This is a genomic window from Kineosporia sp. NBRC 101677 (assembly GCF_030269265.1).
Taxonomy (GTDB): domain Bacteria; phylum Actinomycetota; class Actinomycetes; order Actinomycetales; family Kineosporiaceae; genus Kineosporia; species Kineosporia rhizophila.
Window position 1 is genome coordinate 50,345 of the sequence record NZ_BSTA01000007.1, and the last position, 11,885, is coordinate 62,229.

The 11,885-nt window shown below is 69.1% G+C and carries 8 protein-coding genes; 2 read left to right on the forward strand and 6 right to left on the reverse strand.

What is annotated here, in order from left to right:
- Positions 1 to 208: 208 nt before the first annotated feature.
- From uvrB to rpsA, 3 genes are all read right to left on the reverse strand, one after another.
- On the reverse strand, positions 209 to 2,314 hold the full coding sequence (gene uvrB, locus QSK18_RS20955; RefSeq protein ID WP_232814794.1) for an excinuclease ABC subunit UvrB: 2,106 nt from the start codon (positions 2,312 to 2,314) through the stop codon (positions 209 to 211).
- 109 nt (positions 2,315 to 2,423) lie between these two features.
- Entirely contained in the window at positions 2,424 to 3,032 is a 609-nt protein-coding gene (gene coaE / locus QSK18_RS20960; RefSeq protein WP_232814793.1) for a dephospho-CoA kinase, read from the reverse strand.
- 223 nt (positions 3,033 to 3,255) lie between these two features.
- Positions 3,256 to 4,755, reverse strand: a complete 1,500-nt coding sequence (gene rpsA / locus QSK18_RS20965; RefSeq protein ID WP_232814792.1) for a 30S ribosomal protein S1 — start codon at positions 4,753 to 4,755, stop codon at positions 3,256 to 3,258.
- 323 nt (positions 4,756 to 5,078) lie between these two features.
- Between rpsA and QSK18_RS20970 the strand changes: the two genes are divergently transcribed.
- The gene (locus QSK18_RS20970) at positions 5,079 to 5,888 is read left to right on the forward strand and encodes a class I SAM-dependent methyltransferase (protein ID WP_285622156.1); all 810 of its coding nucleotides are present in this window, start codon (positions 5,079 to 5,081) and stop codon (positions 5,886 to 5,888) included.
- Positions 5,889 to 6,004: 116 nt separating this feature from the next.
- Here QSK18_RS20970 and polA read toward each other — a convergent pair whose 3' ends face one another.
- Positions 6,005 to 8,752 carry a DNA polymerase I gene (polA, locus tag QSK18_RS20975; protein WP_502894228.1) on the reverse strand — a complete coding sequence of 916 codons (2,748 nt, stop codon included), beginning with the start codon at positions 8,750 to 8,752 and terminating at the stop codon, positions 6,005 to 6,007.
- On the opposite strand from polA, the gene QSK18_RS20980 reads away from it, so the two are divergent.
- A complete protein-coding gene (locus tag QSK18_RS20980) occupies positions 8,751 to 9,191 on the forward strand; it encodes a hotdog fold thioesterase (RefSeq protein ID WP_232814789.1) in 441 nt (146 codons plus the stop codon). The two genes, polA and QSK18_RS20980, sit on opposite strands and share 2 nt — an antisense overlap.
- A 352-nt stretch (positions 9,192 to 9,543) precedes the next feature.
- Here QSK18_RS20980 and QSK18_RS20985 read toward each other — a convergent pair whose 3' ends face one another.
- A complete protein-coding gene (locus QSK18_RS20985) occupies positions 9,544 to 11,028 on the reverse strand; it encodes a hypothetical protein (RefSeq protein WP_285622162.1) in 1,485 nt (494 codons plus the stop codon).
- Between the two features lie 115 nt (positions 11,029 to 11,143).
- On the reverse strand, positions 11,144 to 11,704 hold the full coding sequence (locus QSK18_RS20990) for a GNAT family N-acetyltransferase (RefSeq protein ID WP_232815261.1): 561 nt from the start codon (positions 11,702 to 11,704) through the stop codon (positions 11,144 to 11,146).
- Between the last annotated feature and the right edge of the window lie 181 nt (positions 11,705 to 11,885).

The window sequence follows — 11,885 nt, forward strand, 5'->3', positions numbered from 1 at the left end:
TGTTCTCAAGCCGACCGGGCTGCCAGGGGCCGTGACTCACGGATGGAGCACCAGGAAAACCGCGCCTGAACAGCCTGCATGCTCGAGCCCGGCCCCCTCTGCCCCGCCACACCTCACCTAACGCGCGAGTGCCGCCTCCCGCCCCTACGCCCTCTGGAGGCCCTGCACCTCTACCCGCAGGCCGCCGCCCGCCGCTCAGCCCTGGCCGCTACGCGTTGGCCGCCTTCATGCCCCGCAGCTCCTTCTTCAGCTCGCGGATCTCGTCACGCAGCCGGGCCGCCAGCTCGAACTGCAGCTCGGTGGCCGCGGTGTGCATCTGGTCGGTCAGCTGCTGGATCAGGTCGGCCAGGTCGGTGGCGGGCACGTTCGCCACCCCGGCCGCGCGGGCCTTGGCGCTGGTGGCGCTGCTCATGCCCGGCACCGGCGCCTTGCCCCGGCTGCGCTGACGGCCACCGCCACCGAGGAGCTCCTCGGTGTCCTCGTCCTCGCGGGAGAGCATGTCGGTGATGTCCTGGATCTTCTTGCGCAGCGGCGTGGGGTCGATGCCGTGCTCCAGGTTGTAGGCGACCTGCTTCTCGCGGCGGCGGTTGGTCTCGCCGATCGCGTATTCCATCGAGGGCGTGATCTTGTCTGCGTACATGTGCACCTCGCCGCTGACGTTACGCGCGGCGCGGCCGATGGTCTGGATCAGCGAGGTGGAGGAACGCAGGAAGCCCTCCTTGTCGGCGTCGAGGATGCTGACCAGCGAGACCTCGGGCAGGTCGAGACCCTCACGCAGCAGGTTGATGCCGACCAGCACGTCGAACTCGCCCTTACGCAGCTCGCGCAGCAGCTCGACCCGGCGCAGCGTGTCCACCTCGGAGTGCAGGTAACGCACCCGCACCCCCTGCTCGAGCAGGTAGTCGGTGAGGTCTTCGGACATCTTCTTGGTCAGCGTGGTGACCAGGACGCGCTCGTCCCGCTCGGCCCGCTCGCGGATCTCGCCGAGCAGGTCGTCGATCTGGCCCTTGGTCTGCTTGACCACGATCTTCGGGTCGATCAGGCCGGTCGGCCGGATGATCTGCTCGACCACACCGTCGGCGCGGCCCAGCTCGAACTGCCCCGGGGTGGCGGAGAGGTAGACCGTCTGCCCGATCCGGTCGGAGAACTCTTCCCACTTCAGCGGCCGGTTGTCCATGGCGCTGGGCAGGCGGAAGCCGTGGTCGACCAGGGTGCGCTTACGCGAGGCGTCACCCTCGTACATCGCCCCGATCTGCGGAACCGTGCTGTGCGACTCGTCGAGCACCAGTAGGAAGTCTTCGGGGAAGTAGTCGAGCAGACAGTTCGGCGCGCTGCCCTTGGGCCGGTCGTCCATGTGGAACGAGTAGTTCTCGATGCCGGAGCAGGACCCGACCTGCCGCATCATCTCGATGTCGTAGGTGGTGCGCATGCGCAGCCGCTGGGCCTCGAGCAGCTTGCCCTGGCGCTCCAGCTCCTCCAGCCGTTCGGCCAGCTCGACCTCGATCGCCTCGATCGCCCGGCCCATCCGGTCGGGACCGGCGACGTAGTGCGAGGCCGGGAAGATGTACATCTCCTTCTCCTCGCGCACGATCTCACCGGTGAGCGGGTGCAGCGTGTAGATCCGGTCGATCTCGTCGCCGAAGAACTCGATCCGGATCGCCAGTTCCTCGTAGACCGGGATGATCTCGACCGTGTCACCGCGCACCCGGAAGGTGCCGCGGGTGAAGGCCAGGTCGTTGCGGGAGTACTGCATCTGCACGAACTGGCGCAGCATGACGTCACGGTCGATCTGCTGGCCGACCTTCACCGTCTGCATCTGGTCGATGTACTCCTGCGGGGTACCCAGGCCGTAGATGCAGGACACGGTGGCCACCACGACCACGTCGCGACGGGTGAGCAGCGAGTTGGTGGCCGAGTGCCGCAGCCGCTCGACCTCCTCGTTGATCGAGCTGTCCTTCTCGATGTAGGTGTCGGTCTGAGGCACGTAGGCCTCGGGCTGGTAGTAGTCGTAGTACGAGACGAAGTACTCGACCGCGTTGTTGGGCAGCAACTCGCGGAACTCGTTGGCCAACTGGGCAGCCAGGGTCTTGTTCGGGGCCATGACCAGCGTGGGCCGCTGGACCTGCTCGATCAGCCAGGCGGTGGTGGCGGACTTACCCGTACCGGTGGCGCCGAGCAGGACGACGTGCTCCTCGCCGGCCTTGACCCGCTGCGCCAGGTCGGCGATCGCCTTCGGCTGGTCGCCGCTGGGCTGGTACTCCGAGACGACGGTGAAGGGAGCGACCGTGCGCTTGAGATCGGTGACTGGCCTCATGATGAATACCGTAAGCGCACCCACCGACAGTCTTGTTCCGCAGGCCGGTCGGATGCGGACCCGAGTTGCTTCGGGCTGCGCTCACAGCCTGTTATCGCCGCGGTGCGCGTCAGGCGTTGCTACGGCGCAGTGGCTCGATCCGGTTGCGCCAGCAGGCGTCGACCTGGGCCAGGGTGGCCGCCAGCGACCCGGAGTTGTCCAGCACCACGTCGGCGATCGCGGCCCGCTGCTCGTCGGTGGCCTGGGCCCGGATCCGGGCCTTCGCGTCCTTCTTGGTCATGCCCCGGTCGTTCACCAGGCGGCGGATCCGCTCCTCCTCGGGCGCGAACACCACCATGACCAGGTCGTAGCTCGCCCGGTGGGGGTTCTCGGCGAGCAGCGGCACGTCGTGCACCAGCACCGCCTCGTCCGGGGCGGCCTGCACGATCTCCTCCATCCGGGCGGCGACCCGGGGATGGACGATCTGGTTGAGCCGGGCCAGCTTCTCGTCGTCACCGAAGACGATCTTGCCCAGTGCGGGGCGGTTCAGGCGGGCGTCCTCGGTGAGGATCTTCTTGCCGAACGTCTCGACGATCTCGGCCAGGCCGGCGCTGCCCGGCTCCACCACCTCGCGGGCGATCACGTCGGCGTCCAGGATCAGAGCCCCCAGGTCGGACAGCCGGCGGGAGACCGTGGACTTGCCGGCGCCGATGCCTCCGGTGAGCGCGGTGCGGACCATGGGGGAAGTCTAGGGTGCCCCGACTCGTCACCCGGTCGGTCCTGACCACCCACCGCGTGTGATCCATGGCAAGCGCGGTGCATCCACCGACCCGGCCACCCCGATCAGCCGCCGCCACCCCCGCAGGCGCTACCGACGTCCTCAGTTCCGCCCCCGAACGGCCGGAAGGCCCGGCCCCCTTCGAGAAGGGGACCGGGCCTTCCGGACGAACCGCTACCGGCGATCAGTTGCCGCCGGTCAGCTTCTCCCGCAGAGCGGCCAGCGCCTCGTCGGTGGCGAGGGTGCCCTCGGCCGCCGCCGGCTCGCTGGAGTAGCTCGAGGACGAGGAGGACGAACCGCTGGACGACGAGGTGGTCTCGTCGACACCGGCGGCGCGGGCCTCGGCCTCGGCCGCGCTCGCTTCCTCGATCTGCTTGCGGTGGGCTTCCCAGCGCTCGTGGGCGGCGGCGTACTGCTGCTCCCACTCCTCACGCTGCTTCTCGAAACCTTCGAGCCAGTCGTTGGTCTCGGGGTCGAAGCCCTCGGGGTACTTGTAGTTGCCGGCCTCGTCGTACTCGGCCGCCATGCCGTACAGGGCCGGGTCGAACGTCTCGGCGCCCGCACCGGAGCCGGCCTCGTTGGCCTGCTTCAGCGAGAGGCTGATCCGGCGACGCTCCAGGTCGATGTCGATGACCTTGACGAAGATCGGGTCGTTGACCTGGACGACCTGCTCCGGGATCTCCACGTGGCGCTCGGCCAGCTCGGAGATGTGGACCAGGCCCTCGATGCCCTCGTCGACGCGGACGAACGCACCGAACGGCACCAGCTTGGTGACCTTACCCGGCACGACCTGACCGATCGCGTGGGTCCGGGCGAACTGCTGCCACGGGTCTTCCTGGGTCGCCTTCAGCGACAGGGACACGCGCTCGCGGTCCATGTCGACGTCGAGGACCTCGACCGTGACCTCCTGGCCGACCTCGACAACCTCACCCGGGTGGTCGATGTGCTTCCAGGACAGCTCGGACACGTGCACCAGACCGTCGACCCCACCGAGGTCGACGAAGGCGCCGAAGTTGACGATGGAGGAGACCACACCGGAGCGGACCTGGCCCTTCTGCAGGGTCTGCAGGAAGGTCTGGCGCACCTCCGACTGGGTCTGCTCGAGCCACGCACGGCGGGACAGGACCACGTTGTTGCGGTTCTTGTCCAGCTCGATGATCTTGGCCTCGATCTGCTTGCCCACGTAGGGCTGCAGGTCACGGACGCGGCGCATCTCAACCAGCGAGGCCGGGAGGAAGCCGCGCAGGCCGATGTCGAGGATCAGACCACCCTTGACGACCTCGATCACCGTACCGGTGACGATGCCGTCCTCTTCCTTGATCTTCTCGATGGTGCCCCACGCACGTTCGTACTGGGCACGCTTCTTCGAGAGGATCAGGCGCCCCTCCTTGTCCTCCTTCTGGAGAACAAGAGCCTCGACCTCGTCGCCGACGGTGACGACCTCGTTGGGGTCGACGTCGTGCTTGATCGAGAGTTCACGCGAGGGGATGACACCCTCGGTCTTGTAGCCGATGTCGAGGAGCACCTCGTCGCGGTCGACCTTGACGATCGTGCCGGAGACGATGTCCCCGTCGTTGAAGTACTTGATCGTCTCGTCGATGGCCGCGAGGAAATCGGCCTCGGAGCCGATGTCGTTGACCGCGATCTGCGGGGTGCGCGCCTTTTCGGCCGTGCTGGTGGTCATAAAGTAGGGGCTCCGATGCGGACTGTTTGTAGATGGGACAGGACACGTTTCAGTGTTCCGGCGCGGGAAAGACCCATGAGCTCCCGAAACCGGTCAATTGTGCTTCGGCCGATCGCAGACGCCGGGTAAGCCTAGGTGCGCCTTCCTTACCTTATCCCTCGCGGGAAGGCAGGGCAAAGCCGCCCCCGCTGCGACACGCCCGGGCTCGGGACGCACGCTGACCATCGGCGCCCGATGAGCGGTAACACCCCCGAAACGACCAGAGGACGTCGGTGGGCACCATCGGTTCCCGGTCCACCGGACCTCGGGCCGGGGTGGTCGGGATGCGCTTGGATACCCGGGTGACACCTGCGGATCTGCGATCAGCCGGCTACCGCGACGCCGGGGCCGAGGAGAGTGTCCGGGCGGGCCGCTCGTGGTGGGACGAGAACGCCGCCGACTACCACCAGGAGCATTTCGCCGACCTGGCCGGGCGGCTGGTCTGGGGCCCCGAACTGCTGGACGAGGCCGAGGCCGGGCTGCTCGGCCCCTTGGCGGGCAAGGACGTGCTGGAGGTGGGCGCCGGCACCGCCGACAGTTCGGCCTGGCTGCAGGCCCAGGGCGCCCGGGCGGTGGCTACTGACCTCTCACTAGGCATGCTGCGGCGTGCGGCCGGCACTCCCCCGCCGCCGCGCCTGGTCTGCGACGCCCGGGTCCTGCCCTTCGCCGACGCCGGCTTCGACATCGTCTTCACCGCCTACGGCGCCCTCCCCTTCGTCGCCGACCCCGAACGCGTGCACGCCGAGGTCGCCCGGGTGCTACGGCCGGGCGGACGCTGGGTGTTCTCGGTGACCCACCCGGTGCGATGGGCGTTCCCCGACGACGGCGGGGAGGGCGGCCTGACCGTGAGCCGGCCCTACTTCGACCGCACGCCCTACGTGGAGACCGACGAGAGCGGCGCCGTCAGCTACTCGGAGCACCACCGCACGATCGGCGACCGCGTGCGCGAGCTCGCTGCCGCCGGGTTCCGGCTGGTCGACCTGGTGGAGCCGGAATGGCCGGAGGGAGTCAGCCGGGTGTGGGGCTCGTGGAGTCCGCTGCGGGGCCGGCTGATCCCGGGCACCGCGATCTTCGTCAGCGAGCGCATGCCCTGATCAACGAGCTGCTGACGGACTCGGCCGACGCGCTCACCGTTGGAGTTTCGGCACCTTGAAGGTGTCGTGGGTGAAAGTGGCACCGCTGTCTCGTGCCACTTTCACCCACGACGGGTCTAGTGCGCGGCCTCGTGCCAGGAGCGGCCGACCCCGACGGAGACGTCGAGGGGCACGTTGAGCTCGGCGGCGTCGGCCATGGCGTCGCGCACCAGTTCTTCGACCTGCTCGCGCTCGCCGGGCCAGACCTCGAGGACCAGTTCGTCGTGCACCTGCAGCAGCATCCGCGAGCGCAGCGCCTGCTTGTTCAGCTGGTGGTCGACCTCGAGCATGGCGACCTTGACGATGTCGGCGGCGGAGCCCTGGATCGGCGCGTTCAGGGCCATCCGCTCGGCCATCTCGCGGCGCTGGCGGTTGTCGCTGACCAGGTCGGGCAGGTAGCGGCGGCGGCCCAGGATGGTCTCGGTGTAGCCGGTGCGGCGGGCCTCGTCGACCACGCCGTGCAGGTAGTCGCGCACCCCGCCGAAGCGGTCGAAGTAGTCTTCCATCAGGGTTTTCGCTTCTTCGACAGGGATGTTCAGCTGCCGGGAGAGGCCGAAGGCGGAAAGGCCGTAGGCCAGGCCGTAGCTCATCGCCTTGATCTTCGAGCGCATCGCGGCGGTGACGTCGGCCGGCTCGACCGAGAACACCCGGCTGCCGACGAAGCGGTGCAGGTCCTCTCCGGAGCGGAAGGCCTCGATCAGGCCCTCGTCACCGGAGAGGTGGGCCATGATGCGCATCTCGATCTGCGAGTAGTCGGCCGTGAGCAGGCACTCGAAATCGGGCCCGACCACGAAGGTCTCGCGGATGCGGCGACCCTCCTCGGTGCGGATCGGGATGTTCTGCAGGTTGGGGTCGGTGCTGGAGAGCCGGCCGGTGGCGGCGATGGTCTGCAGGTAGGTGGTGTGGATGCGGCCGTCGTCACCGACCGATTTGAGCAGGCCCTCCACGGTCTGGCGCAGCTTGGTGGCGTCGCGGTGGCGCAGCAGATGGGCCAGGAACGGGTGCTCGGTCTTGGCGTAGAGCTCGGCCAGCGCGTCGGCGTCGGTGGTGTAACCCGTCTTGGTGCGCTTGGTCTTCGGCATCTCGAGCTCGTCGAACAGCACCACCTGCAGCTGCTTGGGCGAGCCGAGGTTGATCTCCTTGCCGATCGCCTCGAACGCCTGCTTGCCCGCGTCGGCCACCGCCGCGGCGAAGTAGCTGTCCAGCTCGCCCAGGGCGTCGGTGTCGATCGCGATGCCGTGGTGCTCCATCGTGCGCAGCACACCGGACAGCGGCAGCTCGACGTTGGTGAGCAGGCCGGCGGCGTTGCGCTCGGTCAGGTCTTTCTGCAGCGCGCCCCACAGGTCGATGACGGCCCGGGCGCGGACCATGGCCAGCTCGGCCTCGTCGGGTGCGTGGTCGCCGACCTCGAGGGTGAGCTGCTGGTTGGCCGGGGCCTCCTCGGCCTTCAGCTGCCGGCCCAGGTGCCGCACGGTGAGGTCGGCCAGGTCGTAGCTGCGCTGGTCGGGCAGGCACAGGTAGGCGGCCAGGGCGGTGTCACCGATGATGCCCTCGACCGGCAGACCCCGGTCGGACAGGGCGGTGAGCGGGCCCTTCGCGTCGTGCAGCACCTTGGGGCGGGAGGCGTCGGCCAGCCAGGCGGTGACCGCCTCGAGGGCCTGCGGGTCGGCTTCGACCAGGTCGACGAAGGCGGCCGGGCCGGGCGTGCCCGGCGAGGGCTCGGGGGCGGCGATCGCGATGCCGGTGGCGTCGCCGTGGCCGGCCTTCCACTTACCCAGCACGGTGATCCCGACCGGCACCCCGGCGTGGGTCTGCAGCCAGGTGCCGACCGCCGCGCCGGTGAGCTTCTCGGTGGCCAGGTCGAAGCCGCCCTCGACCTCGGGCTCGGGGCTGGCCAGGGTGGCGAACAGCCGCTCGCGCAGCACCCGGAACTCCAGGCCGTCGAAGACCTGGTGGACCTCTTCGCGGTCCCAGCCCGGCAGCCGCAGGTCGGCCGGGGCCAGGGGCAGCTCGACATCCTTGACCAGACCGTTGATCTGGCGGTTCAGGATGACCTGGGACAGGTTGTCACGCAGGCTCTGCCCGGCCTTGCCCTTGATCGCGTCGGCGTTGGCGACCACGCCGTCCAGATCGCCGTACAGGCCGATCCACTTCGCCGCCGTCTTCGGGCCGACCCCCGGGATGCCGGGCAGGTTGTCGCTGGTCTCGCCGACCAGGGCGGCCAGGTCGGGGTAGCGCTCGGGCAGCAGGCCGTACTTGTCCTCGACCGCGGACGGCGTCATGCGGGCCAGCTCGGAGACCCCGCGGGTGGGGTAGAGCACCGTGACGTTGTCGCGCACCAGCTGGAAGGTGTCGCGGTCACCGGAGCAGATCAGCACCTGGTACCCGGCCTCGCCCGCCTGGGTGGCCAGGGTGGCGATGATGTCGTCGGCCTCGAAGCCGGGTTTCTCCAGCACCGGCACCCGCAGGGCGGCCAGCACCTCCTTGATCAGCGAGACCTGGGGGCCGAACTCGTCCGGCGACTTGGACCGGTTGCCCTTGTACTCCGCGTAGGCCTCGGTGCGGAAGGACTGCCGGGAGACGTCGAAGGCCACGGCGACGTGGTCGGGGGCCTCGTCGCGCAGGACGTTGATCAGCATCGAGGTGAAGCCGTAGACCGCGTTGGTGAACTGCCCGGTGGCGGTGGAGAAGTTCTCGACCGGCAGCGCGTAGAAGGCGCGGTAGGCCAGGGAGTGACCGTCGATCAGCAGGAGGCGCGGGCGGGACGCCTGGTCGGCAGCCCCCGGGGCGGTTGTCTGGCTCACGTCTGACACCCTATGACCCATGTCCGACAGTCTTGGTCTCCCGACGGCCGACGGCGCCGACGTTCCGGGTTTCTCCTCCGCCCTGACCGACCGGATGGGCATCGTGGTCACCGAGATCAGCGCCCAGCGCACGGTCGCGACGATGCCGGTCGAGGGCAACACCCAGCCCTTCGGACTGCTGCACGGCGGGGCATCGGCGGTGCTGGCCGAGACGGTCGGCTCGATCGCCGCCAACGAGCACGCGGGCACGATGGGCATGGTCGCCGTCGGGCTGGAGATCAGCGCCACGCACCACCGCGGCATGCGCAACGGCAAGGTGATCGGCACGGCCGAGCCGGTGCACCTGGGCCGCAGCACCGCGACCTACCAGATCGAGATCACCGACGAGGGCGGGCGGCGAGTCTGCACCTCCCGCCTCACCTGCGTCTTCCTGCCCGCTCCGGGCAAGGCCTCCACCTGATTGGTGTGCCGCTTCGCCGCTACGTATGAACAAACTGCCCTCTAGCAACAGCTAATTCATACGTAGCGTCCGCTTTACCAATCAAAAGCCTGTTATCGCGAACCTTGAGGCGGGAGTGGCTGGGATTGAGGGGGTCGGGGCCAGGTCGGGGCCAGGTCGGGGCCAGGTCGGGGCCAGGTCGGGGCCAGGTCGGGGGCTGAGGCGGAAGGCAGGGACTCGCGCTGGGCCAGCGAGAGCCTGTTATCGCGACTGCCCTGGGGGAAGTCGGAATGGTCGAGCGAGCCGGGCTGGGCTGGGGCTGGGCGGGGTGGGGCTGGGCTAGGTCGAAAGCCGGCCGGAGCGGAGGGGTGGCTCAGTTCTCGCTGGCCGCCAGCCGCCGGGCCACCTCGGCCGCGACCTCCTGCTGCAGCTCGGCCAGTTCCTGGTTGCTCAGGCCGCTCAGGCTCTCGCCGGACGGTACCGGGGTCTCACCGTCGGAGGGCTCTTCGGCCGGGTCGCCGCCGGTGGAGGCCCCGTTCGCGTCGACGCACTCGATCTCGCGGCCCGAGACCTCGGTGAGGCACATCGCGCCGTCGGCGGCGATCTCGACCAGCCGGGTCACGGTGGTGGACTTGGTGATCGATGCGGTCCAGGTGCCGGCCGAGGTGGGGACCACCTCGCGCAGGCTGAGCTGGTTGGCGTTCCAGTTCAGCTGCGGGAACGCGGCGATGATGGCGTTGGAGAGCGCCACGTTGCCCTGCCGGGCCGCTTCCATCCGGTGCACGGTGAGCTTGTTCAGCTTTCCGGCGTACACCTCGTCGGCGGCCAGAGTGGCCACTCCCACCACCGATTTCGACGTTCCCCGCGGGGTGAGCGCGGTGACGTAGTCCCAGCGCGAGGTGTCGGTGCGCTTCAGCAGCAGTTCGGACTCGTTGCCGGCGTCCGGACCGTCGTCGCCCTCGCTGACCGTCTCGTAGCCGGAGCGCCGGAACAGACGGTCGGCGAAGCCGTCGAGGGCGTGAGAAGCGTTGCGCTGCTTGGCCGCCAGCGACATGGGGTAGACCGGACCGGGGAGCTCACCGGCCTCGACCTGCTTGCGCAGCTCGGCGCTGCGCCCGTCGAAAACCACCACCCCGGCCGGGACCTCGTGCTGCTCGGGGAAGCCGGTGAAACGGGTGACCGGGACGACCATCTGCCCCTTGTCCTGCTCGCAGTAGGCCCACACGTCGTCCGGGTCGGCCATCAGGTCACCGCCGACGAACGACAGGGCCCGGCGCAGGTTGTACTGGAACCACCCGCGGTGCACCGGCACCTGGGCGTCGAACTCGCAGACGTCGACCCGGTTCTCGCCCGGGGTCTGCACCACGATCTGGTCGAACCCCTTGATCCAGCCCTTGGCCTTGACCGGGGTGACGTAGGCGCCGGTGACGGGCAGGAAGGTGGTCGACTTCTCGTCGAACGTGCCGGTGACGCTGCCGGCCCGGCTCGGGGCCGAGTTGGCGGCCACCGACCACGGGATGCGCCACTCGTAGCCGGCCTGGGCCGCCTCGGTGATCTCGATCGACTCGGACAGCTGCCGGCTGCGGTGGTAGCCGCCCCAGACCCCGAGCACCGGCGCGGCGACCACGGCAACCAGCAGCAGCACGCCCAGACGGCCTCCGGAGCGGGGCGATACGACGGCGGACACCACCGCCAGCACGACCAGGACGATCAGCGTCTTCCACATCGTGCTGGCCCACACCGTGCGAAGCACTGCGTAGACCGTGCCGTGGAAGGCCCAGTAGAACAGCAGCCCCGATCCCAGCGTCGCCAGAGTTCCGCCCACCCAGAGGCCCGGCCGACGCCCGTAGTCACTCACCGCACGTGCTCCCCACCCCGAACCGCAAAGCCGACAACCCAAAACTAATGGACGTTTGTGAGCACCTGGGAATCAGACGGGCCCACCGACGTCTTCAGTTGGTGAACGGAACCCCTCAGACCACCCGGCTCCGCGCCCGGAGTGAACGCCGCCGCGAGAGAAGGTTTTCCAGCGAGCCGCGCTGCCCGTCGGAACCGGCGAGCCGACGCAGCAGAGCCGGTGGCGTGGTGGCCCGGCGCACCACGACGGGAACGAAACCGAGCTTGGCGAAATAACGTTGGGCATCCTTGGAGGGCGACGGCACCCCGGCGACAATCTGCTCGGCCCCCAGCCTTTCGGCCTGGGCGGCGACATACGCCAGCAGCGCCCGGCCTACCCCGTGGCGACGTTCGGCGGCGGCCACGAAGAACTCGTCCATGCAGACCGCCGTGGCGCCGCTGAGAACGTTCAGCGGAGACTGGCGCATCACCAGGAACGCCACCGCCCGCTCGTTCAGTCGCGCCACCACGACTTCGGGCTCCCCCACCAGGATTGCCGCCTCCAGGCGGGCCTGGGCTCCCTCGGGGAGCGCACTCCGGGACTGTCCCCAGAGCGCGAGCAGTTCGGGGACGTCGTCCACCGTGGCTGCTCTGATCTCCAACGGTCGCCGGGGCGAGTAGGGCAGACGTCGAGACACCGGTGGCCTCCTGGCCGACGGCCGGGATTACCGCCCCGGATTCCCCACGGCACCACCAAAAGGGGCACCGGACCGTGGTCGGCGAGCCCATCGTCCTCAGTTGGAGATCGGCCTCACCACGCTCGAGGCACATCATGGCGAACCGCACCGAATCAGACGGATCAAATCCGGGGAATCTCAG

What these genes read in the sequence shown, in the direction of transcription:
- QSK18_RS20980 (WP_232814789.1), top strand. Translation starts at nt 8,751, where the DNA reads ATGTCCGACAGTCTTGGTCTCCCGACGGCCGACGGCGCCGACGTTCCG.
- polA (WP_502894228.1), bottom strand. Translation starts at nt 8,752, where the DNA reads ATGGGTCATAGGGTGTCAGACGTGAGCCAGACAACCGCCCCGGGGGCT.
- QSK18_RS20970 (WP_285622156.1), top strand. Translation starts at nt 5,079, where the DNA reads ATGCGCTTGGATACCCGGGTGACACCTGCGGATCTGCGATCAGCCGGC.
- uvrB (WP_232814794.1), bottom strand. Translation starts at nt 2,314, where the DNA reads ATGAGGCCAGTCACCGATCTCAAGCGCACGGTCGCTCCCTTCACCGTC.
- rpsA (WP_232814792.1), bottom strand. Translation starts at nt 4,755, where the DNA reads ATGACCACCAGCACGGCCGAAAAGGCGCGCACCCCGCAGATCGCGGTC.
- coaE (WP_232814793.1), bottom strand. Translation starts at nt 3,032, where the DNA reads ATGGTCCGCACCGCGCTCACCGGAGGCATCGGCGCCGGCAAGTCCACG.